We start from the raw sequence: 26,341 nt of genomic DNA on the forward strand, positions 1-26,341 counted from the left end.
TGGGGATCAGCGGAAGTTGCGCACGTCGACGAAGTGACCAGCCACGGCAGCCGCAGCGGCCATGGCGGGGCTGACCAGGTGCGTGCGACCGCCCTGCCCTTGCCGACCTTCGAAGTTGCGGTTGGACGTGGATGCACAGCGCTCGCCCGGCTCCAGCCGGTCGGCGTTCATGGCCAGGCACATCGAACAGCCGGGATCACGCCACTCGAAGCCCGATGCCACGAAAATCTTGTCCAGACCTTCGCGTTCGGCCTGCGCCTTCACCAGACCGGAACCCGGCACGACCATGGCCAGACGCACGTTCGACGCCACACGCTTGCCACGCACCACGGCAGCTGCCGCGCGCAAATCTTCGATGCGCGAGTTGGTGCAGGAACCGATGAACACCTTGTCGATACGGATATCAGTGATCGCCATGTTGGGCTGCAGGCCCATGTATTCCAGCGCGCGTTCCATGCCGGAGCGGCGCACTTCATCTTTTTCGCGTTCCGGATCCGGCACACGACCGGTGACCGGCAGGACCATTTCGGGCGAGGTGCCCCAGCTGACTTGGGGGCTGATATCGCGGGCGTTGATTTCGACCACGCGATCGAATTGCGCACCCGGATCGCTGACCAGCGTGCGCCAGTAGGCAACGGCCTGATCCCACAGCACGCCGGTGGGCGCGAACGGGCGACCGCGGAAATACTCGATGGTTTTGTCGTCGACGGCGATGATGCCGGAACGAGCACCCGCTTCAATCGCCATATTGCTGACGGTCATGCGGCCTTCGATCGACAGGCCTCGCACGGCGCTGCCTGCGAATTCGATGGCGCTGCCATTTCCGCCTGCCGTGCCGATCACGCCGATCACGTGCAGGACCAGATCCTTGGCGGTGACGCCGGCCGGCAGATCGCCTTCGATCTTCACCAGCATGTTCTTGGACTTCTTGGTCAGCAGCGTTTGCGTGGCAAGCGTGTGCTCGACTTCAGAGGTACCAATACCAAAGGCCAGTGCACCGAATGCACCGTGCGTGCTGGTGTGCGAGTCGCCACAGACAACCGTCATGCCCGGCAGGGTTGCGCCCTGTTCCGGTCCGATCACGTGCACGATCCCCTGGCGGTGATCGTTCATGCGGAATTCGTTGATGCCGTAGTTGCTGCAATTGGCGTCGAGCGTATCGACCTGCAGACGCGACACCGGGTCTTCAATGCCTTCAGCGCGCTTGGTGGTCGGTACGTTGTGGTCGGCCACAGCCAGATTGGCACTGATCCGCCAAGGCGCACGGCCGGCGATCTTCAGCCCTTCGAACGCCTGCGGGCTAGTGACCTCGTGCAGCAGGTGACGGTCGATGTAAAGCAAACAGGTACCGTCGGGCTCCTGGTGGACGACGTGTGCGTCCCAGAGCTTGTCGTAAAGGGTCTGTGCCATGATTCCAGCTTGAGCTTTTGAGGGCGTGGTCAGGGCAGACCCAACGGGTGCGCTGCAGCGTCTGTGCCAAGATGTTGGCCGTCTTTTCAGTCAGCCGTGTTGGCAAACCACTTGGCTGGGGCGTCTCCTTTTGGGAGAGTTCCCCTGCAACACCTGCACGCTAGTTCGCAATTGTGCGTACTTAACGTTCGCGCCGGGCTCATGCCGGGTGACCGCACCCGTGAATGGAGCTCTTGATTATGCCATAGCAGTACGTAACAACCGTGCCTGGGCCACCATACGGCACCACACACGGTCGAGACGAACGCTTAACAGCACTGAAAGTGTGCGTTCGGGCACCGATCAGGCACGCAAATGGCGCAGATGCAGCCAGCGCCACACCATGCCGCCATGCGAGCCGAAAAAGAGCGACACGGCGTATTGCACGCCCGCAGTCAACACGATGGCCGGGCCGGACGGCAGGTTGAAGTGATAGGACAGCAAGAGGCCGCCATAAGCCGAGAACAGCGCGATCAGCATCGCCACGCCAAGCAGGCCCGGCAAGCGACGCGCCCACAGGCGCGCGGTGGCGGCAGGCAACATCATCAGCCCCACGGCCATCAAGGTGCCCAATGCCTGAAAGCCAGCGACCAGGTTCAGCACCACCAGGATCAGGAACACCAGGTGCGCAAACGCCCCGCCGCCGCCCATGGCACGCAGAAAATCGGTATCGAAGCTTTCGACCACCAACGGGCGATACAGCACTGCCAAGGCAATCAGCGTGATGCTGGCAACGCTTGCCAGGAACATCAGGGCCAGGTCATCAACGGCCAACACCGTGCCGAACAGAATGTGCATCAGGTCGACATTGCTGCCCCATTTGGACACCAGCAACACACCAACAGCCAATGAGATCAGGTAGAAGGCAGCAAAACTTGCGTCTTCACGCATCTGCGTGCCGCGGGTGATCAGCCCGGCACCCAGCATGACCACCAGGCCAGCGATCAGACCGCCAATGCTCATCGCGGTCAGCGACAAGCCGAACAACAGAAAGCCGATGGCGGCACCAGGCAGCACCGCGTGGCTGAGCGCATCGCCCACCAGGCTCATGCGTCGCAGCACCAGGAACACGCCGACGGGCGCGCAGCCGAAGGCCAGCGCCAGGCAGCCGACCAGCGCGTAGCGCATGAACGAAAATTCAATGAAAGGCTGCCAGAGCAGCGCGTAAAGCGTCATGGACGACCGGCAATAGGGGAAGAAACAGTGGCCACGGCATCGGGCCCGTCGATATCGCAGATCGGCGCATGGCCAGTCCACGTGGGCGTCATGCCATTGGCACGCAACAAGTTGGCAGGCGTCAACACGGCAGCGGTATCGCCCCAACCGATGCACTCACGTGCCATCAGCAGTGTCTGCGGGAAATGCCGGCGAACCTGTTCCATGTCGTGCAGTACCGCGATGACCGTGCGTTGCTCGCGACGCCAGTTCTGCACCACGGCAAGCAAGTCATCCGTGGTCTTGGCATCCAGTGAGGTGAACGGTTCATCAAGCAAGATGACCCGCGCATCCTGAACCAGCAAGCGCGCAAACAGAACGCGCTGAAACTGCCCCATCGACAACTCGTCGACATTGCGCGGCGCAAAGCCCGCCAAGCCGACGACATCAAGCTTGCGCTCGGCAGCCAGTCGCGCCTCGCGCGAGACGCCACGGAACCAGCCCGAGGAATGCCAGTGCCCGAGCGTGACCACGTCACCCACGGTGAGCGGGAAACTGCGGTCAAGCGAGGACTGTTGCGGCAGATAACCGATATCGCGCGGACGCAAGCCCGCCAGATCGATGCGACCATCAGAGGCCGGCAAAAGACCGACCAGCGACTTCAGCAAGGAGCTTTTGCCAGCCCCGTTGGGACCAACAATAGCGGTCAGTTCACCCGGGACAAAGCTGCCACTGACGTGATGCACGACCGGATGCCGCCGATAGGCGACGGTGAGATTTTCAAGACGGATCGGCATAGGTCAGCCCGCAATCGCCCACACGACAGCCAGCCACAGGCAGACCAGCATCGGTGCCACCAGCAACAAGCGCTGGAACACCGACAGAGAGAGCACGCTCCAGGCCATGTGTGCAGCCGGAGCCGGTGCCACATGGACGTGATGCGTGGCATGTTGCACATGGCCGGCTTGCGCACCATGCCCATGATCGTGAGCGTGATCGTGGGCATGGGTCTGAGCATGGGCATGGGCATGCGCGTGTGAATGCGAATGCCCATGGTCGTGCGAGTGTGCATCAGGCTGGGGCTTGCCAGCCTGAGACGTGTGGGTCAAGGGGTCGGTCATTTCGGCTTATAAAGCGGCAGCACGCGCGCGGACGCTTGCTGCAGATCGGCAATACGGCTGGCTGCGGACGGATGGGTCGACAGGAATTCGGGCTGGCCTGAGCCACCGATCTTGTCCATCTTGGTCCACAAGGTAACGGCAGCGCGCGGATCGAACCCGGCACGGGCCGCCAATTCAACACCGATACGATCAGCTTCGGTTTCGTGGGTACGGCTGTTCGGCAGATTGAAGGTGACGTCAGCCAGCTTGGACGCCATATCGGTGCTCAACTGGCTGCCGGTCACGGCGTTCAGCACATTCAGGCCAAAGCCGGTTGCCATCTGCTGCGACACGCGTTCGCGCGAGTGTTCGCGCAGGGCGTGGGCGATTTCATGGCCGATCACTGCCGCCAGTTCATCGTCGGTGGGCTGCACTTGTTTCATGAAGCCGGTATAGACGGCGATTTTGCCGCCGGGCATGCACCATGCGTTGACTTCATCGCTGCCGATCACATTGACTTCCCACTTCCAAGCCAAAGCGTCTTGGCGGAAGGTGCCGGTCTGTGCGATCAGGCGCTGCGCAATCGCGCGCACCCGTGCGGTTTCGGCCGCACTGGGGTTCAAGGCCGACTTGGTCTGCGCATCGGACAAGGTCTTTTGATAGAGGGTAGCGGCTTCGCCATCCAACTGTTCAGAGGACACCAGCGAGAACACGCGTTGCGAACGGTCGATACCGACGGTTCCCGATTGCGTGGTGTTGACGGTCTGGCAACCGGTCAGAGCAACACCGGCGAACAGCGCGGCAGCGGCCAGGCGGCGGCCGGTCAAGCGAACAGCGACATGCTTCAACATGAACTCCTCAAAGGGTGGGCGATCCCGGCGCTTGGCCAGGGATCACGGGCGTGGAGACGCGGACATCGGCGCACAGCGCACGGTGTCGCAACACATGGTCGATCAAAACCAGCGCCATCAGGCTTTCGGCGATCGGCGTGGCGCGGATGCCTACGCAGGGATCGTGCCGGCCGAGTGTCGAGACTTCAACCGGTTCTCCGGCCTTGTCGATCGACTGGCGACCGGTGCGGATGCTGGAGGTGGGCTTGATGGCAATCGACACGGTAATGGGCTGGCCAGTGGAAATTCCACCCAGCACGCCGCCGGCGTGATTGCTGGCAAAACCAGCCGGGTTCAGCTCGTCGCCGTGTTCGCTGCCACGTTGCGCCACGCTGGCAAAACCGGCACCGATTTCCACCCCCTTGACGGCATTCAAACCCATCATGGCGTAGGCAATATCGGCGTCGAGTCGGTCATAAATGGGTTCACCCAGGCCAACCGGCACGTTCTCGGCCACGACTTCGATACGGGCACCGATGGAGTCGCCATCCCGGCGCAGTTCGTCCATATAGGCTTCGAGCTGCGGCACGATGTCGGCGTTGGGCGCGTAGAACGGATTTTCCGGCACGGCATCCCAGCTGGCGAACGGAATTTCAATCGGGCCGAGCGCGCTCATGTAGCCGCGCACCTGCACGCCGTAATGTTCCTTCAACCACTTGCGAGCGATGGCACCGGCAGCAACCGTCGGCGCGGTCAGACGGGCCGAAGACCGGCCACCGCCGCGCGGGTCGCGCACGCCGTACTTGTGCCAGTAGGTGTAGTCGGCATGGCCGGGACGGAAGGTCTCGGCGATGTTGCCGTAGTCCTTGCTGCGCGCGTCCTGGTTGCGGATCAGCAGTGCAATGGGCGTACCGGTGGTCACGCCCTGGTAGACGCCGGACAGAATTTCAACCTGATCGGGTTCTTGTCGTTGCGTGACGTGACGCGACGTGCCCGGACGGCGGCGATCCAATTCGAACTGAATGTCGGCTTCGGAAAGCGCCAATCCCGGAGGGCAACCATCTACCACGCAACCGATGGCCGGACCGTGGGATTCACCAAAATTCGTGACGCGAAACAATTCGCCTAATGTGCTGCCAGCCATGGGAGATAGGCCCGGCGTTCCGGGCGATGCGATAAACCAACCGGGATTATCGCATTGCTGAAGCAACTCCGTTGCACCGGCGTCCTATTCCCTTGATTGCCCCCTATTGCTGGGGAGCCAGCACCTGCCAGATGCCCTGGTCGTCCCGGCACGCCACGCCTTCTGCGCGCTCGGTATTGCCATCGACAGTCACTACCTGTTCAAACACACGGCAATACCTGCCATCTACCGCGTCGTAGGCACGGGTGGTCTGAACCGTACCGCGTGCGCCACGCAGCGACCAGGCAATGCGCTGACCAACCTGCGCTTCGCTGGCAGCAATCTGTGCGTCTTCCAGCGCTCGCTGCTGGTCGTCATCCAACTGCGACAGCAGGGGCGTGGTGATCGCCGAGAAGCCGATCCAGCGATAGGCTTCTTCATCGGTCACGTAGCGCCCATAGCCCGGATACCAGCCGCCGTAAGGCCGCAAGATAGGCACTTCACGGTAGTAGCGGATACGCGTGTCCGGCACCTGGAACGGCCGCCCGCCCACGTAGACGTAATACAGACCACTGCGGCTGTAGCTCGGCGGGGACGAATTGATCACCACCCCGCCCGAATACACCGGCGGCGTGTAGTAACGCGGGGGTGGCGGTGGCGGCGGACGATGGTAGTAATCGGCCCCCGCCCCTTCCCAATAACCACCACGATTGTCGTAACGGTTGTCATGGCGATAGTCGGGCCAGTTGCCTCGGTTGTCGCGCCAGTCGTCGCGTCGATAGTCCCGGCGATCATCGCGCCGATATTCACGGCGGTCGTCCCGGCGATTTTCCTGCCGATACTCTTGCCGGAATTCCTGGCGACCACCGCCACCGTAAGACGGCGGATTGGGACGCGAAGGCGGCGTGTAGGCAGGCTGCGACGGACGCGACGGCTCGGGGCGGACATACTCCGGCGCACGTGGCGGAGGATCAGGACGGGAAAACGCACCCGAACCGCGATAGGTATCCGGACCACGCGGTGGCGGGTCGGGACGCGAGAACGCAGGTTGCGGCGCGCTTGGGCGCGGCTGGGACATGACCGGCGCAGCCGGACGCGGCGGTGGTGCAGGACGAGATGTAGCCGGCGGCGGCGGTGGTGATCCACCACGTCGGCCACCAGGCACGCCCTGGGATTCGCCAGCCATCGGGGGCGGCGGGTCAGCCGATGAAAATGCCTGGGCGTGTGCCGAATCGTGGATTGATACGAACGCTGCCGCCAAGGCAGCCGTCACGCAGATCAGACGCAGCGTGTGATGGCGCTCGGCCACGGCAGAGGCAGTGAGCAACGCGCCACGAGATCGGCTATCCACCACGACGGTTTTGATATTGTTTTTCATGTCCACCCGCCTATCGTTAATGCCGAACTCCGTCACGGCACCATGTTGCCGTGTACCTGCAGCATTGGCTGCAGATTGCAGATTACTGGCGCACGGGTGCAGACAGGATGGCGAATCCGTGAAGAAAAGTGGCGACTCTGTGGAGAATCGCACCGCGTTGATACATGTTCGCCCGACCTTTGCTGTCGTGACGCTTGCTGTCGCGTATTGCGCAGGGCCTGAGGCGGGGCCCGCATATCGCGTACCCGCCTGCTACCTCATCAGGCGTGGTCGCGCTCCTCGCCCGGCCAGTCGCGGATGTAGGCCTTCAGCATGCGATTTTCGAAACCCTGGGCTTCGAGTACGGCGCGCGCCACGTCATAGAACGAGATCACACCCATCAGCATCTTGCCGTCCATCACGGGAATGTAGCGTGCGTGACGGTCGAGCATCAGGCGACGTACTTCGTTGACTTCCGTGTTGGGCGAAATAGTGACCGGCGCATCGTCCATGATGCTGCGAATGGTGAAATCGCCAACGCTACAGTTGTTGCGCTGCAGATGGCGGATGACTTCGCGGAAGGTCAGCATGCCAACCAGATCGCCGAACTCCATGATGACCAGCGAACCGATGTCGTTCGAGGACATATTTTCGACGGCTTCCGACACCAGCTGGTCGGGACTGGCGGTATACAGGGTGTGGCCCTTGACCCGCAGAATTTCGCTGACTTTGATCATGATTGGTTTCCTGAGGGTTTCCCGGTTTGTGGCAGCCAACAGCGGGTACATATTGCACGCGCCTGAAGACAGATTGCCACGCCACATGGGTGCTTACATTAAGTGCATACATGGTGCTTTTACGTAGATTGTAGACCTGCCCGGGGCCGCCTGGAGGCCCCATGCTAGGATTCCTGGCTCGTCGGCCAACGGCGCGCACCCACGCGCATATCTACATGCCCACTTCGTCTTCTTCACCCGCGTCGCCCTTCCCGGGTTTCGATACCTTGATGTTGCACGCGGGCGCTGCGCCCGACCCCGCAACCGGGGCACGAGCGGTACCAATCTACCTCACCAGTTCCTTTGTTTTCAAAGATTCAGACCACGCCGCATCATTGTTCAACATGGAACGCGCGGGCCACGTCTATTCGCGCATATCCAACCCCACCGTGGCGGCATTCGAGGAGCGCATTGCGGCACTCGAAGGTGGTGTCGGTGCGGTAGCCACGGCCAGCGGGCAGGCGGCGCTGCATCTGGCTGTTGCCACCTTATGCAGCGCAGGTGACCACATTGTTGCCAGTCGTAGTCTGTACGGCGGCTCGCAGAACCTGCTGCACTACACCTTGCGCCGCTTCGGCATCTCGACCACGTTTGTCGATCCGCGCGACCCGGATGCCTGGCGCGCGGCGCTGCGCCCGGAAACCAAGCTGCTGTTTGGTGAAACGCTGGGCAATCCGGGCCTGGATGTATTGAACATTCCGGTGGTGTCCGAGATTGCGCACAGCCACGGCGTGCCTTTGCTGGTGGATGCGACCTTCACCACGCCTTGGCTGATGAAACCGCTGGAACTCGGTGCCGACCTGGTCTACCACTCGGCCACGAAATTCATTGGTGGCCACGGCACGGTGATCGGTGGCGTGGTGATCGACGGCGGTACGTTCGATTGGGAAGCGAGCGGCAAATTCCCCACGCTGACCGAGCCTTATGACGGCTTCCACGGCATGGACTTCGCCGAGGAATCCCCCGTTGGCGCATTCCTGCTGCGTGCGCGTCGGGAAGGCTTGCGCGACTTTGGTGCCTGCATGAGCCCGCAAAGCGCCTTCCAGCTGATCCAGGGCGTGGAAACCTTGTCCTTGCGCATGGCCCGCCATGTCGAGAACACCAACAAGATCGTCGACTTCCTGGCCACTCACCCCATGGTCGGCCAGATCCGCCACCCCCGCCGGCCCGATCACCCTGATCACGAACTGGCGCAAGCACTGCTACCACGCGGCTGCGGCGCAGTGTTTGCCTTCGACATTCTGGGCACCCGCAAACAGGGCGCAGCCTTCGTTGACGCGCTGAAATGGTTCTCGCACCTGGCCAATGTGGGCGACGCACGCTCGCTGGTCATTCATCCGGCCTCGACCACGCACTTCCGAGTCCCAGATGCAGACTTGGCCAAGGCAGGCATTTCAGAAGGCACTATCCGTCTGTCCATCGGCATTGAAGATGCAAGCGACCTGATCGAAGACTTGTCACGTGCCCTGCGCGCAGCGCAAAAGGCGGCCTGACATGGACATCACGCTGAACAATCGCCGCGCCTACGCGTACACCGGCGGACGGCCTTTCGATGCCACACGACGCACTGCCGTCTTCATCCACGGCGGCCAGAACGACCATAGCGTCTGGGCGCTTCAGACACGCTGGTTTGCCCACCACGGTTGGTCGGTGCTGGCGCTTGACCTGCCCGGCCACGGCAACAGCGACGGGCCGCCCCTGACCAGCATTGCCGCCATGGCGGATTGGGTAGCCGCATGGCTGGATGCATTGGGCGTCAAGCAAGCAGCACTGATTGGCCACAGCATGGGCACCCTGATCGCGCTTGAGCTGGCCGGACGCGAAAACGCACCGGTGTCGGCAATCGCCCTGCTGGGCGCAGCCGCACCCATGGCCGTCAGCGACACCTTGCTGGCTGCTACCCGCGACAACCCCGCAGCCGCCATCGACATGATCACGGCCTGGTCGCACAGTGGCTGGGCGCAGAAGCCGCAGGCACCCGGGCCGGGCGCATATCTGAACTGGGGTGGACGCCGCCTGATGCAGCGCATTGCGGCACGTCATGGGGCAGATGTATTGCCCACGGACTTTGCGGCGGTGAGCGCCTACCAAGACGGTTTGGTGCGTGCCGAGAAGGTCCAGTGCCCTGCCCTGCTGGTGTCGGGCGGTCGTGACGTCATGACACCGCCGAAGGCCGCCAAGGCCCTGGCGGCGGCACTGCGTGATGTGAAAACCGTGACCTTGCCGGAAGCCGGACACGCCATGATGGGTGAAGCACCGGATGCCGTATTGCAGGCGCTGGCGCAGTTCTTGAATCAGGCCGTGGCGGTTTCTGCGGCTTGAAAACGCACTGACAGCAACCCGGATAGCGCTTGTTCGAAGGCGCTATCCGCGCAGGATCACCGCCGCTGCGCCCGCAGCCAGTGCACCGCCCGACACCCCTGCCGCCATCGCATCCGGGGTATTGACCGAGTCAGCCTCGGCTTCTTCCGCAGCCCGCATCGCCGGATCGCGCAACGCGGCCACGTTGTCATCGACATCCCCATCCAGCAGCTCTGCCAGACAGACGGTGCCATCGGCCTGCCAGGCCAGTGCAGCCGCAGCCAGCAGGCGCGGATCTTCGCGCACGGTGGGCTGCCCTCGATCGATCAGCAAAGCATCGATCAGCGGACCAAGCGCCGCTTGCTGGGGATCGCACACCAGCGCCCAGCGTTCCTTGTGACCTTCACCCAGTCGGGCCACGTAGCCAATGCTTTGCAAGGTGTCGAGCACCACCACCAACTCGTCATGATTGAGCCGCAAGCGCGTGCCCAGGACTGTGGTCGCCAGGCCCGGCGGCACGCTGCCGCGCTCGGTGCTTAGCGCTTTCAGAATGCGCATGGCGTCGATGAACGCGGAACCCGCACGCGGCGAGCGATCCCAGCGGCCAATGCGGATCATCGGCAAGCTGGCGGCCAAGGTGGCACCAAACAAGGTCACCAGCCACGACAGATACACCCACAGCAGGAAAATCGGCAGCGTGGCAAACGCGCCATACAACATGGTATAGGTCGGGAAACGCGTCACGTAAAACGCGAAGCCCGCCTTCATCAACTCCAGCACGGCCGCCGCCGTGAAGCCCCCGGTGAGTGCGTCTCCCCACGGAATCTGCCGGTTCGGCACCACCACGAACAGCGCGGCAAACCCGAAGCCGGTCAACACCAGCGGCAGGAATGACAGCAGCACGCCGATCACTGGCGACACGTCGCCCACCAAACCCAGCGATTCGCGCGCCAGGAAGCCGGAGATCCACAGACTGGCGCCCAGCAACACCGGGCCAAGCGTCAGCGCTGCCCAATAGACCAGAATGCGCTGCGAGAACGGCCGGGCCTTGTGCACGTGCCAGATCTCGTTGAGCGCCTTGTCGATGGTCAGCATCAAGGACACCGAGGTGATGACCAGGAAAATACCGCCGATGGCGGTCAACCGAGATGCAGCCGATGCGAACTGGTTCAGATACCCCATGATGCTTTCGGCAATCGCCGGCGGCATCAGGCTGGTGACCAGGTATTGTTCCAGCGCCGTGCGGAATTGCTCGAACAGCGGAAAGGCCGTGAACAAGGCCAGGACCACCGCAAACAGCGGCACCAGCGATAACACCGTGGTGAAAGTCAGGCTGGCCGCCACCTGGGCAATCCGTTCCTCCGAGGCCCGCGCTGCGGCAAAGCCCAGCAACTGCACCACACGCCGGCCCCACGAGGTATGACGCAGCGCGCGCACGCGGGCCATCGGCGCAGTCGAAACGACGGCGGCAGGGGGAACAATGTCTGGAAGCGGGGACGGCGCCGGGGCAGCCCCTGATTCTTGAGGGGATTTCAGTGAAGAGGTCGCCATGACGAGGGATAATAGCAGCGACATGAACATTCTCATTCTCTACTACAGCCGTGGTGGTGCCACCCGCGAGCTGGCCGACGCAATCGCACTCGGCGTTGAACGTGTACCCGGTGCGGTTGCACGCCTGCGTACGGTGCCGCCCGTTTCACCGGTATGCGAAGCCACTGCGCCCGCCATCCCTGACGATGGCCCGCCCTATGTCGAGCTGTCCGACCTGGCCGACTGTGCAGCGCTGGCGCTGGGTTCGCCCACCCGCTTCGGCAACATGGCGGCACCGCTCAAGCATTTCATCGATGGCACGACCTCGGCCTGGCTCGCAGGTACGCTGACCGGCAAACCGGCTGCTGTCTTCACCTCTACCGGGTCGATGCACGGTGGCCAGGAAAGCACGCTGCTGTCCATGAGCCTGCCCCTGATGCACCACGGCATGCTGATGGTGGGTCTGCCCTATTCCGAGCCCGCGCTGATGTCCACCCAGACGGGTGGCACGCCTTATGGTGCATCTCGCGTGGTGGGGGTAGACGGTTCGCGCACACTCAGCGCAGACGAAAAACTGCTGGCCCAGGCGCTCGGTGCCCGGCTGGCGCGCACTGCGCAGGCACTGCAAGGGGTACGACCGTGAGCGAACCGGGGCAACAGGCAGACCGCGGCGCAGACGCCGCGTCGGGCAAGCAGCCCATCCCCATGCCCACCGCACCCGCTACCCTGGATGTACGCTTGCAACGCGGTGCCGCCGCGTCGCTGATCGCGCTGATCATCTTGTGTGTGCTGTGGGAAACGGTACTCTCTCCGTTGCGCCCGGGCGGCTCGTGGCTCGTCATCAAGGCCCTGCCGCTGTTCCTGCCCTTGCGTGGTGTGCTGCGCGGCAACTTGTACACCATGCAATGGGCGGCGATGATGATCCTGATCTATTTCACCGAGGGTGTGGTGCGCGCCACCAGCGACCCGGGTGGATTCTCGCCGTGGGCATGGGCTGAAGTTGCCCTGACCACCATTTTCTTCTGGTGCGCCGTGCTTTATGTACGGCCTGCCAAGCAGGCAGCCCGCCGCCGCAAGGCCGCGGCCTCGACACGCTAAACGTTCAAACGCTCAATCGGAAGCACTCATGGCACTGCTGGACGAACTCATCCACCTTCTTGGACCCGAACACGTTTTGACCGGCGCTGACGCAGCGCCGTGGCTGACTGACTGGCGCGGCCGTTATGTCGGCAGCGCCACCGCTGTCGTGCGCCCCGCCAACACCGAAGCCGTCGCCGAAGTCGTGAAAGCGTGCGCGCGCCACGGTGCGCCCGTGGTGCCGCTGGGCGGCAACACCGGCCTGGTCGGTGGCGGTACCCCCGACAACACCGGCACCGCCGTGGTCGTGTCGCTGCAACGCATGACGCAGATCCGCTCGCTCGACACCGACAACGACACCGTCACGGTCGAAGCCGGCTGCATTCTGCAAACACTGCAACAGGCCGCCCGCGACGCCAAGCGCCTGTTCCCGCTGAGCCTGGCCGCAGAAGGCAGCTGCACCATCGGCGGCAACCTGGCCAGCAATGCCGGCGGCACCCAGGTGCTGCGCTACGGCAACATGCGCGAACTCACGCTGGGCCTGGAAGTGGTCACGCCGGAAGGCGAAATCTGGCACGGCCTGCGTGGCCTGCGCAAAGACAACACCGGCTACGACCTGCGCGACCTGTACATCGGCAGCGAAGGCACGCTTGGCATCATCACCGCCGCCACGCTGCGCCTGTACCCGCAACCCGCCGCCAGTTGCACCGCACTGGTGGCGCTGGACTCGGTCTCTGAGGGCGTGACCCTGCTGTCGCAAGCGCGCCTGGGCTTCGGCCCGGCCCTGACCGGTTTCGAGCTGATGTCCGGTGAAAGCCTGGCACTGGTCACCCGCATCTACCCGCAACAAACCCTGCCGCTGCCCGCCTCGCCGTGGTTCGCGTTGCTGGAACTGTCGGACAGCGAAGGCCAGGAGCACGCCCGCGAGCGTTTCGAGACGGTGCTGGGTGCTGCGCTGGAATCTGGTCTGGCCAAGGATGCCGTAATTGCTGAAAGCATCGCGCAAAGCAAGGCGCTGTGGCATCTGCGCGAGAGCATTCCGCTGGCCCAGGCCGAGGAAGGCAAGAACATCAAGCACGATGTCTCGATCCCGATTTCGCGCATCCCCGAATTCGTCGAGACCACCGATGCCTTGCTGGCAGCCCGCTTCCCCGGCATCCGCCAGGTAATCTTCGGCCACCTGGGCGACGGCAACCTGCACTACAACGTGGCTCCGCCGCTGGGTGTCGACCCTGAAGTGTTCCTGCAAGAGCAAGATGACGTGTACCAGCTGGTGCACGACAGCGTGCACGCGCACAGCGGCTCGATCAGCGCCGAACACGGCGTGGGTCAATTGAAGCGTGACGAACTGCCGCGCTACAAGAGCCAGGTTGAACTGAACCTGATGCGCAAGATCAAAGACGCGCTGGACCCGAGCGGCATGATGAATCCGGGCAAGGTGCTGTAAGCATTGCTGGGCGTGTCTGCTTCGGAAGACACGTAAAAAAAGGCGACCTGCGGATTATCTGCAGGTCGCCTTTTTCGTTTCTGGCTTGGTGTGACCAGGCAAACAAGCGCCTATTCCTGCTCGGCAACATCCTTCACCAACGCACCCAACACATCTTCCACCGATACGGGCTCACCGGTCTCGGACACGCCCCACAAGCTGAAAACATTGCGAGCCAGCTGCTTGCACACATTGTTCAGCGTGGCCGGCAAACGATCGGGCACATCCGACTGCAACAGCAGCTTGCTGCTGGAAAACATGGGCACCGGCGGCAGAATGCGGTGACGATAATGCCCCATCAGACTATCGACAGCCTTGTCCGCGGCAGCGCGCGCATGGGCATTGGTCGGCCACTGGGACGGCAAGGCCCGGGCACGCGGAAAGCGCTCCAGATCGCTCATCACCGTGCGAATGTCTTCATGCGAATCACGGAACGGCAGCAGCACCAAGTCGGCAGGTTCCGCCAACATGCGATCGGTCGCAGGCCGATTGCCACCGCCATCCACCACACCGAACCAGTCCGGCACATTGCTGATGGTACGGATCACCTTGTTCAGATTGTCCGGGCTGCGCGCATCGAAAGGCAGATACGTGCGCGACTCCTTCGACAGCTTTTCGCGCGAAATGTCGGTCAGCACGCAGACCGCGCGTTTGCCCATCAGACCAATACCGTGCGCAATCATGTGCGACAGCGTCGTCTTGCCGGTGCCACCCTTATTACCGATGATACAAACGATCTGCGCCATGCCTTGCGTCACCCCGAATGATGCGTGGAATCCCGCTGAGTCTGACACTAGATCACCAAGCTCAAACACGGGAACAGGCAAGGACTATAGCCGCAACTCGACCATGGCCGCGACGCGCGTTGCATTCAGTGCTGATACGGTGTGATCGGGCAACGCTGGTGCGGCTGATGCTGGAATTGACAGACTGCCGGTCAGACCGACCAGCAGACTGACGATCAAGCTGCTCGTTTGTCCTGCGCGATCGATGCCCAGGCCCGATGGAACAAACCCGGATCGTTCGGCGCCAGCAGCTTCGGATCGGACATCATCTGACGCCAGCGCCGAGAGCCGCGCCGGCCCGTGCCGAAGCCCAGCATATGGCGAGCAATCGAGCGTACGGTGTCCCCGGCGGCCACGCGCTGCACGGCATACTCGGTCATTGCGTCAATGATCGCTTCGTCGCTCAGCACGGGTTCGCCCGGCCAGAAAAGCTGCGACAACTCGGCCAACACTTCCGGCCGGTGATACGCCTCACGGCCAATCATCACACCGTCCAGAATCGCAGTCTCGGGGGTAGTCGGCGGATTGTCCAAACCCAGCACACCCGCGATCTGCGCCACCTGCGACAAGCCGCCGTTCAGCACAATGTCGCAATCCGGGAAATCGCGCTTCAGCTGCGCCGCCACCTCGTAACGCAGCGGCGGAATCTCGCGATTCTCGCGCGGCGACAAACCTTTCAGAATGGCATTGCGCGCATGCACGATAAACGTCGTGCAACCAGCATCCCGCACCGTGCCCACGAAATCGCGCACAAAGCCATACTCCACCACCTTGTCGATGCCGATGCGATGCTTGACCGTCACCGGAATCGACACGGCATCCCGCATGGCCTTGACGCCATCGGCCACGGTATTGGGCTCTGCCATCAGACAGGCACCGAATGCGCCCTTCTGCACACGCTCCGACGGGCACCCGCAATTCAGGTTGACCTCGTCATACCCCCACTGCTCGCCCAGCTTCGCCGCCATGACCAGCGCTGGCGTCTCGCTACCGCCGATCTGTAGTGCGATCGGATGTTCGACTTCATCGAAATCCAGGTGGCGCGGATGTTCGCCGTGCTGAAGCGCACCGGTGGTGACCATCTCGGTGTACAGCAAGGCACGCGGCGCAAACAGGCGATGGAAGAAGCGGCAATGCCGGTCAGTCCAGTCCATCATCGGGGCGACGCTAAGCTGCCGCGACAAGGCGGCAGGCAATGAATGTTGTTGGTTTGTCATCATGTGGGCCGCAGTCAGGCGGCCGTTTTCCTGCGTATTGAACGTTCGCGCATCTCTGCGCTGCCAAGCCCGCAAGCGTGACAGCGGCAGACGGCATGCAAAACGGCGGGTAAGCACCGGATGCGGATCACCCGATAGCTTAACTCATGCCTGTATATGGCCTGGAACAGCGCTCACGTGAATGACCGCTCCGCCCGTCTTCCCAGCCGTCTTGGCAAACTGCGACCGGCCAAAGGAATTCGACAAACCCAATCGCTTGAACCGTGCACTACGCAGCCAATGCCTCGAATCATCCTGCGCCTATAGCACTTTCGAGGCTATGTGCCGCCAGACATTTTGCCTAGACTGGATGGCAGCATATTCACGCCCCCATGTGGAATCACGGTCCCAGCTGTGTTCACAGCGGCCAACAACTCCTGCCCATAAACACCATGTTCGAACACACAGAACACTTCGTCCGCCTGAGCGTGGAATGGCTTCGTCTTGGCGTTGAGGCACTCGGTGCGGTCGTCATCTTGTTTGGCCTGCTGGCCACGCTGCGGGTGTTGTTCAGAAAATTCACTGGCGACCAGGAAGTCGGCTTCGGCAAGGCACGCATCACCTTTGCGCGTTACCTGACCTTGGCACTTGAACTCCAATTGGCGGCCGACATTCTGTCGACATCGGTATCCCCAAGCTGGGACCAGATCGGCAAGCTGGCGGCGATTGCCGTGATCCGTACCGCGCTGAATTTCTTCCTCACGCAAGAAATGAAGGAAGAAGAACGAAATCCCGGCAAGACGATTCCCTGAACCGAAAGTCCGTCACGACCGTTTGGATTAATCCCAAAAACTGAACGAATAAACCACATCACCAAGCCACCCCCAGTAAGCGCCCCGAGTAAGCCACACTCAAACGCACTCCCCTTTTTTGCTCAAGCAATGAAGGGCGACATGGCTGTGCACCGGCACGCGCCATCTCTTCCAACAAACAAAACCCGCGTTATTGCTCGCTTCAGCGCCGATGAGCGCTGATCTTCGCTTGCTTGGCACGTCCTTTGCCAAGCCCAGGATTCGCGTTAAGCCATCCGGCTGGCGTAAGTCCTGGAGAAAACGATGAGAGCACTACGCTGGCACGGCAAGCACGATATTCGTTGCGACAACGTGCCCGACCCGAAGATCGAACATCCGCGCGATGCCATCATCAAGATGAGCGCTTGCGCAATCTGTGGTTCTGACCTGCACCTGTTCGACGGCTTCATGCCGGGCATGAAATCCGGCGACATCATGGGTCATGAGTTCATGGGTGAGGTTGTGGAGGTGGGCAAGCACAACAAGGCGCTGAAGGTAGGCGATCGCGTGGTCGTGCCGTTCACCATTACCTGCGGTGAATGCGATCAGTGCAAGCGCGGCAATTTCTCGGTCTGCGAGCGCAGCAACCGCAACAAGGACTTGGCGGCCAAGGCATTTGGACACACCACTGCAGGCCTGTTCGGCTATTCCCATTTGACGGGTGGTTATCCGGGCGGCCAGGCCGAATATGTGCGTGTGCCGTTTGCAGACAAGACGCACATCAAGATTCCCAATGGCCTGAGCGATGAGCAGGTGCTGTTCCTGGGCGACATTTTCCCCACGGGCTGGCAAGCCGCTGTGCAGTGCGATATCGAGCCGACTGACACGGTCTGCATCTGGGGTGCCGGCCCGGTCGGGCAGATGGCGATTCGCAGTGCGGTATTGCTGGGGGCCAAGCAGGTGATTGTGATCGACCGTGTGCCTGAACGCCTGAGCATGGCTGTTGCAGGCGGTGCGATCCCGATCAATTTCGACAATGAAAGTGTGATTGATCGCTTGATGGAACTGACGCAGGGCAAGGGGCCTGAGAAGTGCATCGACGCAGTGGGCATGGAATCGCATGCAACCGGCACGGTCGATGCCATGTATGACCGCGTGAAGCAGGCCGTGATGCTGGAAAGCGATCGGCCGCATGTGCTGCGCGAAATGATCTATGTGTGCCGGCCGGCGGGGACGCTGTCGGTACCTGGCGTGTACGGCGGCCTGATCGACAAGATTCCTTTCGGTGCGGCAATGAACAAGGGCCTGACCTGGCGCATGGGGCAGACGCACGTGAACCGTTGGAGCGAGGACTTGCTGCGCCGGATTCAGGAAGGTCAGATCGACCCATCTTTTGTGATCACCCACACCGTATCGATGGAGGAAGGTCCGGGCATGTACAAAACCTTCCGCGACAAGCACGACGGCTGCATCAAAGTCGTCATCAAACCCTAGGAGGCCATGATGCATACGCGTGATTCACAACACAGATCGACAAACCGGCCTCGTAACCCGCCGCCTGCAACAACGAAGATTGCGCGTGGCCTGGGCTGGTTCAGCATTGCGCTGGGCGTGGCCGAGATCGTGATGCCACGCACCGTGGCACGGCTGTGCGGCATGCAGGAAAACGAGCGGCTGGTGCAGGCATATGGTCTTCGTGAGATTGCTGTGGGCATCGGCATTCTGTGTGCACGCGACCCGCGCCCATGGTTGTGGGCACGGGTGGCGGGCGATGCACTGGATGCCGGCACCTTGGTCACGCAGGTGGATTCGCGCGACAAACAGGCGGTACAGCGCGGTGATGTCGCCTTGGCCAGCGTGGCTGCGATCACAGCGCTTGACGTATACACCGCGCAAACCTGGAAGCCCTTGTCGGTTGACCAACAATCGGCCTACGACTACAGCGGCCGTGTAGGCATGCCGCAGTCACCTGACCGGATGCGCGGCTTGGCAAGACGCGACTTCAAGGTGCCGCGTGACATGCGTACGCCCGAGGCCTTGCGTCCGTGGCCCACGGCACCGCAGCCAGGCTCGACCCAGCCCGATGCTGGCCCGTTGACCATTGCTTGAGGATTGGCGCGACTGAAGCCTGAATGTTGACGCGCGGGCTTGCAATCGAGTTCGCACACCGTGCGGTCAACCGCCCCACCCCACACCCGGAGCACCCTTATGTCCTTAAGTGCGGCCCTTGCCCGCTACAAGCGCATCGCCGAATTTGCCGCCTCACGTGTCGGCGATTACACAGAGCTATGCGCGCTGGAGCTGGCGACCTACCGAAACGCGCTGGTGTCGATGATCTCGGCCTATGTCGCCATGATTTTCTGCGCGATCTTTGCGCTCGGCTTTTTCTCACTGGCAGTACTGGTGTCATTCTGGGACAGCGACTATCGGGTGATTGCCGCATGGAGCATTTTTGCCGCATGGCTGGTGCTCGCAGTGCTTGCATTCGTGATCGCGCGCAAGAGCGCCCCCGATGCCGCCCCGCAATCGATATTGAGCCAGCAGATCAAACTCGACCTCGACACTATCAAGGGAAATTATGAATACGACGACCGCATCGATTCGACGCGATAGCCTGTTGATCCGTATGGCAATGGATCGCCAGCACTTGGCCACGGCCCTGGCGCGCACGCCCCGGCTTACGACCGCGAGTTTTGTTGATCCCGCCACGCGAGATTGGCTGATGACGGCAGCGTTGTGGGGCTTGAGCGCGCTGAAGCTGCCCGCTTTTGTGAAGGTGCCCTTGCGCAGCGCGGCCTCGATTTCCTTGCGAAATCGTGTGGCAGCGTTGATGAACTCAGGGCCGCGCGCCTAGCTTGGAAGGCGGGACTTGCGAACCCGCCACCAACTGCGCAACCAGTTCACCCACATACGCGGGCAACTCATCAAGCTGACGCATGCACACCACCAGTTTGCGCGCCGCCCACGGGTCGGACAAGGCAATGCGCCGGATCTTCATGGTCTTGGCGCATCGTATTGCAGCAGCTTCGGGCACGATGCCAATGCCGATACCCAGTTCGACCATGCGACATAGCGCGTCGAAATTGCGCAGTCGCACCCGGTAGTGAAACTGCCGGCCATCACGTCGTGCGTGTGCGGCCAAGTGCGCTTGCAGTGCACTGCCTTCCACCAGACCGACGAAGTCGAAGTCGATCAGCTCGGCAAGCGCTACGCTTCGACGCCCTGCCAGCACGTGTGAACGGGGCACGACCAGCGTCAACCGGTCGGGCCTGAACGGCAGCGTTTGCAGTCCGCTCAGATCGACACTGTCTGCCACGATGCCCAGATCGCAGGTACGCATGCGCACGGCATCCACGATGTCCTGACTGCTTCGCTCTTCGAACTCGATAGAAATGCGCGGGTGTGCCGCCAGGAAACCTTCGATTGCAGCAGGCACGTGTTCGCTCAGTGCGGCGGTATTGCACAAGATCCGCACATGGCCTTTCAGGCCCCTGCCATACTCGCCCAGGTCATCACGCATCCGCTCCATTTGCGACAGCACGGTACGGGCATGGTGCAGCAAGGTATGGCCTGGCGCGGTCAGTTGCACACCTTGTTTGGCACGTGTCATCAGCGGCATGCCCAGCATGTCCTCCATGGCGCGTACGCGCGCACTTGCCGATGCCAAGCTCATGTGTGAACGACTTGCGCCGCTGGTAATGGTGCCGGCTTCGGCAATGTGCAGGATCAGCTTCAGATCGGTCAGGTCGAAACGCATCCTGCAACCGTAGCACGGGCGAGTAGTTGAATCATCATTCATCCTCAGCCCAGGACTGAGGATGGATCTGCCAATCGCAGCTGTTCAGCCGCCCTGGCACTCGCCAGAATGCCGGCATGGACACCGCTACCCTCTTACTCGCCGCCTTGGTCTTTCTGCTTGCTGGCACCGTCAAAGGTGTCGTGGGCCTGGGCCTGCCCACCATTGCGATGGGGCTTCTCGCGCTGGGCATGCCGCCAGCCACTGCGGCTGCCCTGCTGCTGGTGCCGTCTTTCGTGACCAACGTTTGGCAGATCGCGCCGTTCAAAGGGATTGGTGTCCTGTTGCGCAGGCTTGCCCCGCTGCTGATCGCGGCCAGTGTCGGCACGATTGCCGGGGGACTGGTATTCGGTGCACCGGCTGGCACCTGGGCCTCGCTTGCGCTTGGCATCACCTTGGTTTTGTACGCCGTCTGGGGGTTGGCTGGCCGCCAGTTTCGCGTTGCCGAAAAACATGAAGCTTGGACAGGTGTATTAGTGGGCTTGGTCACGGGCGTAGTGACTGCCGCCACCGGCGTATTCGTGGTGCCCGCCGTGCCCTACCTGCAGGCGCTTGGCCTGTCGAAGAACACCTTGATTCAGGCAATGGGTATTTCGTTCACGGTCTCCACGCTTGCGCTAGCAGCAATGTTGAGCGGCACCGGCAGCCTGAGCTTGCCAACGATCCTGTCTTCACTGCTGATGCTGTTGCCTGCGTTGCTGGGCGTGGAAATCGGCAAGCGTATTCGCCATCGCATGTCGCCTGCCACCTTCCGGCTGTGTTTCCTGCTCGGCCTGGCTGCACTGGGTAGCTACATGGTGTATCGGGCGATGGGATGACGCCTTTCAGCAAAAAAAAGCGGCCCGCAGGCCGCTCCGTACATCGCATCGACGTTCACAGGCGGTGTCGTCCGCCAAGCCGGGTCAACAGATAGATGCCGTACACCGCGGACAGCCCGACCAGCAGGTAAACGGCGCGGCTCAACCCGCTGTCGGGACCGAACAGGCTGGCCACCAGGTCGATCCGGAAGGCACCAACCAGCCCCCAGTTCAGGCCTCCAACGATCATCAGGATCAACGCGATCCAACCGGCAACCGAAATGGGAGCAACATCAGCGCGCATACTGCCGGGGTGTGTGGAATCAATAGGCATGGATAGTTCCTCTGCAAGTTGTACCGGGCAGATGCGCCGGTGCATTCACCTGCGCAGACACCATGCCTGCCATGCATCGCCACATCAGTTCTGACTAACACCTGAATTTCGGTACATTCTTCCCGAGTTTCACCGCCCTGCTGGTGCGTGGCGATGCATAACTTGCCTCACACGAGTTTGCCTGCGCTGATGCCTCCGGACTTATTCCACCGTCACCTCAATGCGCCGTGGCTGCGCATGTGCGGCCTTCGGGATGCGCACCTCAAGCACACCTTGCACGAAAGTCGCGGCAATCTGGGATGGGTCAAGCTCTTTGCTGAGCGTGAAGCTGCGGCGATAGCGCGGCAATTGCACTTCGGCATGCCCGGCTTGCAGGCCTTGGGCGGCGGGCAATGACACCTCGCTTTCGATGGTCAGCGTATCGCTGTCGATGCGCAGATGCAGGTGCTCTTTGTTCACGCCCGGCATGTCGGCCACCAGCAAGATGCCATTGCCATCTTCCACGACATCGACCGGCGGCAGCAGCGCGGGTTCACGCTCCTTGGCTGCACGGTCTTGCTGCGGGGCACGTTCGACGGTCTGGGTGTTGTTGTCCACGCGGTTGTCCATGCGGTTGTCCATATGCTTGTCCATGACGATTCTCCGGATTACTGAATGGCGATGCGACGCGGTTGTGCTGACTCACGGCGCTTGATGCTGATGTGCAGCACGCCATCGCGATATTTCGCGGTGACGGCGGTCGGATCGATATCGTCGGGCAGGCTGATTACACGGCGGAAGCGGCCGGTGAAACGCTCGTTGATGTGGACCGAGCGTTTCTCGTCGCTCTCGGCGGGTTTGGTTTCACGTTGACCAGACACGGTCAGCACGCCACGGTCGAGGTTGACTTCGACCTGGGCCGGGTCAATGCCGGGTGCAAAGGCGTAGATCTCAACGGAATTCGGCGTGCCACCCACATTGATGGCGGGGAAGCCGCCACGGCCCAGGCCGCGGATGCTGGGGTACTGCTCGACGCTTTGCTGGATCTCGCGTTGCAGGCGATCGACTTCGGCAAACAGGTCTCGCGGGAACAAGGTTCGGTACATGACAAATGCTCCTGAATGAAGGTGCTGTGCACACCGGACACCGACGATTGGATGTCGAACGTCAGTCCGGAATTGCCTCGCATGTCAGCCAAATTGGTGCCCTTGATAGCTTTTCAATAGCCTTGAATCGGGTCGTCTCATCCCCATGTTTTCTGCATCAACCGGGGCGTCTGCACCACGACGACTGCTGGAGGCACAACTATGGAATTCAAGGATCACTACGAAATTTTAGGTGTGTCGCACGATGCGACGACAGCGCAGATCAAGCAGGCTTTTCGCCGCCTGGCGCGCAAATATCATCCCGACGTCAGCCAGGAAAAAGACGCGGCGCAACGCATGAGCGAGATCAACGAAGCCAACGCGGTCTTGTCAGATCCGGTGCGCCGGGCGGCCTATGACGAAATAGCGTGGCATCGCCATGCAGGGGCTCGCTGGGATGGCGGTGTTGATGAAAATCCGGGTGCGAATTTTCATGCGCCACCGGGATGGGATGCCGGCGCTGGATTCCCGGGCGCACGCCCGCGCGAGTCAGAACGCGATGCGCAAGAGTTCAGTGATTTCTTCGATGCCTTGTTCGGTCGCTCGGACAACCGGTCGCGGCGAAGCGCGGCATCTGGCCACGATCGTGGCGAGGACTTGCACGCATCGGTGAGCCTGGATCTGGCCGATGCCTGGCATGGATCGACGCGGCAGATATCGTTGCGTGTGCCCGACGATACCGGCGACTCGACGCTGAAAATCCTTGATGTGAAAATTCCCAAAGGGATTCGTGCCGGACAGCAGATCCGGCTAGCCGGACAAGGTGGCAAAGGGCGGCATGGTGCCCCTGACGGAGACCTGCTGCTTGAGGTGAGCTTCACGCCGCACGAACGGTTCACGGTCGATGGCCGCACCCTGCGGGCGGTGCTGCAAGTCGCGCCCTGGGAGGCCGCACTGGGGGCCGTCGTGCCAGTGACCATGCCTGATGGCAGCCGGCTCAGCGTGCGTATTCCGCACGGCACCCAAAGCGGCAACACACTGACCGTACATGGCAAAGGCCTGCCCGGCCAGCCGCCTGGCGACCTGGATCTGGAGGTTCAGGTGGTGTTGCCGCCAGCCGATACGGCCGAGGCGCGCAGTCTTTACGAGACGATGGCCAAGACACTTGCGTTTGACCCACGTAGCGTCGATTCTCACGCAGGTCAGTCGGCCAAGCGAACGACGCAGAGCCGTTGAAACCGGCCGTCGGGCGACGGCCGGGGTTAGCCCAAGTGGCCTTTCAAACGCCCTTGCCGCCGTGGTGATAGCTGCCCGTGCCGCGCGTAATGACCCGATCCGTATCGAGCACATCACCCGGTTCAAGCTCGCGCTGCGCACTTACGCGCGCGTACAAGGGCGCAAAGTCGATATCGGCAAGCTTGAGCAGATCGTCAAGGTCATCGAGCACGAAGTAGGTTTCCTGGAAGTCGTCGATGCGATAGCGGGTGCGCATCACCCGTTCCAGATCGAAGCCCAGGCGGTTGGGCGATGCGTCATCCAAGGCAAACACGCTTTCCGTGTAGGACGACGCAATGCCCGAGCCGTAGATCCGCAGGCCACCCGGCTCGCGCACCAGCCCGAACTCCACGGTGTACCAATAAACACGGGCAAGTTTGTCCAGCACGCCCAGTTGCTTGGCGCGCAGGCCGCCCTTGCCGTAGGCCTGGATGTAGTCGGCGATCACCGGGTTCATCAGCATCGGCACATGGCCGAACACATCGTGGAACACGTCTGGTTCTTCCAGGTAATCCAGTTCATGTCGTCGGCGGATGAACTGCCCTGCCGGGAAGCGGCGATTCGCCAGATGATCGAAGAACACTTCGTCGGGCACCAAGCCGGGTACGGCAACCACTTCCCAGCCCGTGTGACGAGCCAGCACTTCGCTCAGTTCGATGAAATTCGGAATCTGATCCGGTCCGATGGGCAAGGCCTTCATGCCGTCGACAAAGGCGGTGCACGCCCTGCCGGGCAACAACGCTGATTGCCGATTGAACAAGGTGCGCCAGATGTCGTGTTCTTCGGCCGTATATGCCGCCCAGCCTTGGTCGATGGTCCAGTCGGCACGCGCGGGGCGTCCCGCGTCACCAGCTGCCAATCCGTGTTTCAGTTTTTCAGGTACGAGGGAAGTCATAAGGAACTGCCTGTGAGCCAGATGTCCGCATCATACTGTGGCCCCTGATTGTTCACCCTGGCCATGCTGCATGACACCGCGCCGCCGTAGCGGGCACACAGACGACTATCATGTACCCCTATTGCGTCGATTCACCCTATGGAGCCCGTCAGTGAGCACACCTTTTGACCCCCGCAGCGAAGGCTGGTCCCCTATTTCCGGTTCTGGCTCGGGCTTTGTGGAATTGGTCGGTCCGTACTGGCAAAAAGAAAGCCCCGATGGCTTGCGCTTCGGAGTGGTGGTCGAGACCCAGCATCTGAACATCCAGGGCCGTACCCACGGCGGCATGCTGGCCACGTACTTCGACAACGCATTGGGCTGGGCAGTCATGGACGCCACCGGCCGTGTGCCGTGTGTAACCGTGCAGTTGGGCGTGCAATTCATCGCCGGCGGCAAGCATGGCGACTTCATCGAAGCCCGCACCCGCATTGTGCGCAAGACGCGCAGCATGGTGTTTGCGGAAGGTTCGCTTTACGTCGGTGACACCGAGATCGCGACCGCATCGGGCGTATGGAAGATCATCAACGACCCGACTCCGAAACTGCAACCGCAGGTCTGAGCCGGGTCTGGCGAGAAAACCGGATCAGCTGTGCATCAACCGCGCGCAAGCGACAGGAATTCGGTCCGCAGCGCCAGATTGGTCTGCAGCTCGCCCAGCAAGGCCGAGGTCACGGTTTCTTCGCCCGGCGTGCGAATGCCGCGGCTTTCCATGCACATGTGACGGCAGCGAATCATCACGCCGACCGACTTCGGTTGCAGGTGCTCCATCAAGGCATTCGCCACCTGGATCGTCAGGCGTTCCTGCACTTGCAGGCGCTTGGCAAAACAGTCCATCAGGCGAGTCAGCTTGGACAGGCCGACGATACGGCCATTGGGTGTGTAGCCAATGGTTGCGGTGCCGAAGAACGGTGCCAGATGATGCTCGCAATGGCTGTAGACGGGGATATTGCGAACCATGATGAGTTCGTTGTATTCCTCGGCCCCGTCTTCGAACACCTTGAGGATTTCAGCCGGTTCCTGGCCATAGCCAGATGTCCAGTGTTGCCATGCCTTGGCGACGCGGCTGGGCGTCTCGACCAGGCCGGGACGGCTCGGGTCTTCGCCCAAGGTCTCCAGCAGACGTCGCCAGTCGTTCTCGTTGAATTCTGTCGTGCTCATTAATCCAGTACCGTTTGAAAACCCCCG

At 61.9% G+C, this 26,341-nt stretch carries 29 protein-coding genes; 13 read left to right on the plus strand and 16 right to left on the minus strand.

Going from position 1 to position 26,341, the window contains the following annotated elements; all coding sequences use genetic code 11:
- Positions 1-6 precede the first annotated feature (6 nt).
- From leuC to FXN63_RS14925, 7 genes are all read right to left on the minus strand, one after another.
- Positions 7-1,410, minus strand: a complete 1,404-nt coding sequence (gene leuC / locus FXN63_RS14890) for a 3-isopropylmalate dehydratase large subunit (RefSeq protein ID WP_148816028.1) — start codon at positions 1,408-1,410, stop codon at positions 7-9.
- 342 nt (positions 1,411-1,752) lie between these two features.
- Complete coding sequence (locus FXN63_RS14895) at positions 1,753-2,625, minus strand: metal ABC transporter permease (RefSeq protein WP_148816029.1); 873 nt, start codon at positions 2,623-2,625, stop codon at positions 1,753-1,755.
- Positions 2,622-3,401 (minus strand): metal ABC transporter ATP-binding protein, encoded by a 780-nt coding sequence (locus FXN63_RS14900; protein WP_148816030.1) that lies wholly within the window; start codon positions 3,399-3,401, stop codon positions 2,622-2,624. The genes FXN63_RS14895 and FXN63_RS14900 overlap by 4 nt, the downstream gene beginning before the upstream one ends.
- A gap of 320 nt (positions 3,402-3,721) precedes the next feature.
- A complete protein-coding gene (locus FXN63_RS14910) occupies positions 3,722-4,555 on the minus strand; it encodes a M48 family metallopeptidase (RefSeq protein ID WP_148816032.1) in 834 nt (277 codons plus the stop codon).
- Between the two features lie 7 nt (positions 4,556-4,562).
- The gene (gene aroC, locus FXN63_RS14915; protein ID WP_148816033.1) at positions 4,563-5,678 is read right to left on the minus strand and encodes a chorismate synthase; all 1,116 of its coding nucleotides are present in this window, start codon (positions 5,676-5,678) and stop codon (positions 4,563-4,565) included.
- A 103-nt stretch (positions 5,679-5,781) separates the two neighbouring features.
- On the minus strand, positions 5,782-7,035 hold the full coding sequence (locus FXN63_RS14920) for a hypothetical protein (RefSeq protein WP_148816034.1): 1,254 nt from the start codon (positions 7,033-7,035) through the stop codon (positions 5,782-5,784).
- A gap of 260 nt (positions 7,036-7,295) precedes the next feature.
- A complete protein-coding gene (locus FXN63_RS14925; protein WP_148816035.1) occupies positions 7,296-7,751 on the minus strand; it encodes a CBS domain-containing protein in 456 nt (151 codons plus the stop codon).
- Between the two features lie 215 nt (positions 7,752-7,966).
- Here FXN63_RS14925 and FXN63_RS14930 point away from each other — a divergent pair, with 215 nt between their 5' ends.
- Both FXN63_RS14930 and FXN63_RS14935 read left to right on the plus strand, forming a co-directional pair.
- Complete coding sequence (locus FXN63_RS14930) at positions 7,967-9,283, plus strand: O-acetylhomoserine aminocarboxypropyltransferase (RefSeq protein WP_148819362.1); 1,317 nt, start codon at positions 7,967-7,969, stop codon at positions 9,281-9,283.
- 1 nt (position 9,284) lies between these two features.
- Complete coding sequence (locus tag FXN63_RS14935) at positions 9,285-10,112, plus strand: alpha/beta fold hydrolase (protein WP_148816036.1); 828 nt, start codon at positions 9,285-9,287, stop codon at positions 10,110-10,112.
- A 42-nt stretch (positions 10,113-10,154) separates the two neighbouring features.
- Here FXN63_RS14935 and FXN63_RS14940 read toward each other — a convergent pair whose 3' ends face one another.
- Positions 10,155-11,537, minus strand: a complete 1,383-nt coding sequence (locus tag FXN63_RS14940) for a YihY family inner membrane protein (protein WP_148816037.1) — start codon at positions 11,535-11,537, stop codon at positions 10,155-10,157.
- A 127-nt stretch (positions 11,538-11,664) separates the two neighbouring features.
- Between FXN63_RS14940 and wrbA the strand changes: the two genes are divergently transcribed.
- From wrbA to FXN63_RS14955, 3 genes are all read left to right on the plus strand, one after another.
- The gene (gene wrbA / locus FXN63_RS14945; RefSeq protein WP_148816038.1) at positions 11,665-12,264 is read left to right on the plus strand and encodes an NAD(P)H:quinone oxidoreductase; all 600 of its coding nucleotides are present in this window, start codon (positions 11,665-11,667) and stop codon (positions 12,262-12,264) included.
- A gap of 62 nt (positions 12,265-12,326) precedes the next feature.
- Positions 12,327-12,719 (plus strand): DUF2069 domain-containing protein, encoded by a 393-nt coding sequence (locus FXN63_RS14950; protein WP_148819365.1) that lies wholly within the window; start codon positions 12,327-12,329, stop codon positions 12,717-12,719.
- Positions 12,720-12,747: 28 nt separating this feature from the next.
- Positions 12,748-14,145 (plus strand): FAD-binding oxidoreductase, encoded by a 1,398-nt coding sequence (locus FXN63_RS14955; protein ID WP_148816039.1) that lies wholly within the window; start codon positions 12,748-12,750, stop codon positions 14,143-14,145.
- A 110-nt stretch (positions 14,146-14,255) separates the two neighbouring features.
- Here the strand turns inward: FXN63_RS14955 and FXN63_RS14960 are convergent, their stop codons facing one another.
- Both FXN63_RS14960 and dusA read right to left on the minus strand, forming a co-directional pair.
- A complete protein-coding gene (locus FXN63_RS14960; RefSeq protein WP_148816040.1) occupies positions 14,256-14,930 on the minus strand; it encodes a P-loop NTPase family protein in 675 nt (224 codons plus the stop codon).
- Positions 14,931-15,145: 215 nt separating this feature from the next.
- The gene (gene dusA / locus FXN63_RS14965) at positions 15,146-16,186 is read right to left on the minus strand and encodes a tRNA dihydrouridine(20/20a) synthase DusA (RefSeq protein WP_148819367.1); all 1,041 of its coding nucleotides are present in this window, start codon (positions 16,184-16,186) and stop codon (positions 15,146-15,148) included.
- A gap of 431 nt (positions 16,187-16,617) precedes the next feature.
- Here dusA and FXN63_RS14970 point away from each other — a divergent pair, with 431 nt between their 5' ends.
- From FXN63_RS14970 to FXN63_RS14990, 5 genes are all read left to right on the plus strand, one after another.
- On the plus strand, positions 16,618-16,977 hold the full coding sequence (locus tag FXN63_RS14970) for a DUF1622 domain-containing protein (protein WP_148816041.1): 360 nt from the start codon (positions 16,618-16,620) through the stop codon (positions 16,975-16,977).
- A gap of 303 nt (positions 16,978-17,280) precedes the next feature.
- Positions 17,281-18,450 (plus strand): zinc-dependent alcohol dehydrogenase, encoded by a 1,170-nt coding sequence (locus FXN63_RS14975; RefSeq protein WP_148816042.1) that lies wholly within the window; start codon positions 17,281-17,283, stop codon positions 18,448-18,450.
- A 6-nt stretch (positions 18,451-18,456) separates the two neighbouring features.
- Entirely contained in the window at positions 18,457-19,065 is a 609-nt protein-coding gene (locus tag FXN63_RS14980; protein ID WP_246164828.1) for a hypothetical protein, read from the plus strand.
- 99 nt (positions 19,066-19,164) lie between these two features.
- On the plus strand, positions 19,165-19,569 hold the full coding sequence (locus FXN63_RS14985) for a phage holin family protein (protein ID WP_148816043.1): 405 nt from the start codon (positions 19,165-19,167) through the stop codon (positions 19,567-19,569).
- Positions 19,535-19,810 carry a hypothetical protein gene (locus FXN63_RS14990; protein WP_148816044.1) on the plus strand — a complete coding sequence of 92 codons (276 nt, stop codon included), beginning with the start codon at positions 19,535-19,537 and terminating at the stop codon, positions 19,808-19,810. Before FXN63_RS14985 ends, FXN63_RS14990 begins: the two co-directional genes overlap by 35 nt.
- Here FXN63_RS14990 and FXN63_RS14995 read toward each other — a convergent pair.
- Positions 19,793-20,713, minus strand: coding sequence for a LysR substrate-binding domain-containing protein (locus FXN63_RS14995; protein ID WP_148816045.1), 921 nt, complete (start codon positions 20,711-20,713; stop codon positions 19,793-19,795). The genes FXN63_RS14990 and FXN63_RS14995 overlap by 18 nt on opposite strands.
- A 116-nt stretch (positions 20,714-20,829) precedes the next feature.
- Here FXN63_RS14995 and FXN63_RS15000 point away from each other — a divergent pair, with 116 nt between their 5' ends.
- Complete coding sequence (locus FXN63_RS15000) at positions 20,830-21,570, plus strand: sulfite exporter TauE/SafE family protein (protein ID WP_148816046.1); 741 nt, start codon at positions 20,830-20,832, stop codon at positions 21,568-21,570.
- A gap of 55 nt (positions 21,571-21,625) precedes the next feature.
- Here FXN63_RS15000 and FXN63_RS15005 read toward each other — a convergent pair whose 3' ends face one another.
- The 3 genes from FXN63_RS15005 to FXN63_RS15015 form a co-directional block, all read right to left on the minus strand.
- Complete coding sequence (locus FXN63_RS15005; protein ID WP_222863923.1) at positions 21,626-21,883, minus strand: DUF378 domain-containing protein; 258 nt, start codon at positions 21,881-21,883, stop codon at positions 21,626-21,628.
- Between the two features lie 201 nt (positions 21,884-22,084).
- Positions 22,085-22,516: an Hsp20/alpha crystallin family protein gene (locus tag FXN63_RS15010; RefSeq protein WP_246164829.1), complete on the minus strand. Its 432-nt coding sequence runs from the start codon at positions 22,514-22,516 to the stop codon at positions 22,085-22,087.
- A gap of 14 nt (positions 22,517-22,530) precedes the next feature.
- Complete coding sequence (locus FXN63_RS15015; RefSeq protein ID WP_148816047.1) at positions 22,531-22,968, minus strand: Hsp20/alpha crystallin family protein; 438 nt, start codon at positions 22,966-22,968, stop codon at positions 22,531-22,533.
- Positions 22,969-23,169: 201 nt separating this feature from the next.
- Here FXN63_RS15015 and FXN63_RS15020 point away from each other — a divergent pair, with 201 nt between their 5' ends.
- Positions 23,170-24,183: a DnaJ C-terminal domain-containing protein gene (locus tag FXN63_RS15020; RefSeq protein ID WP_148816048.1), complete on the plus strand. Its 1,014-nt coding sequence runs from the start codon at positions 23,170-23,172 to the stop codon at positions 24,181-24,183.
- Between the two features lie 43 nt (positions 24,184-24,226).
- Here the strand turns inward: FXN63_RS15020 and phhA are convergent, their stop codons facing one another.
- Positions 24,227-25,117, minus strand: coding sequence for a phenylalanine 4-monooxygenase (gene phhA, locus FXN63_RS15025; RefSeq protein ID WP_148816049.1), 891 nt, complete (start codon positions 25,115-25,117; stop codon positions 24,227-24,229).
- 151 nt (positions 25,118-25,268) lie between these two features.
- Here phhA and FXN63_RS15030 point away from each other — a divergent pair, with 151 nt between their 5' ends.
- Positions 25,269-25,715 (plus strand): PaaI family thioesterase, encoded by a 447-nt coding sequence (locus FXN63_RS15030; RefSeq protein WP_222863924.1) that lies wholly within the window; start codon positions 25,269-25,271, stop codon positions 25,713-25,715.
- 35 nt (positions 25,716-25,750) lie between these two features.
- On the opposite strand, the gene folE is transcribed toward FXN63_RS15030, so the two are convergent.
- The gene (gene folE / locus FXN63_RS15035; RefSeq protein WP_148816051.1) at positions 25,751-26,314 is read right to left on the minus strand and encodes a GTP cyclohydrolase I FolE; all 564 of its coding nucleotides are present in this window, start codon (positions 26,312-26,314) and stop codon (positions 25,751-25,753) included.
- Positions 26,315-26,341: the final 27 nt, after the last annotated feature.

The sequence above is a fragment of the Pigmentiphaga aceris genome (assembly GCF_008119665.1).
Lineage (GTDB): Bacteria > Pseudomonadota > Gammaproteobacteria > Burkholderiales > Burkholderiaceae_B > Pigmentiphaga > Pigmentiphaga aceris.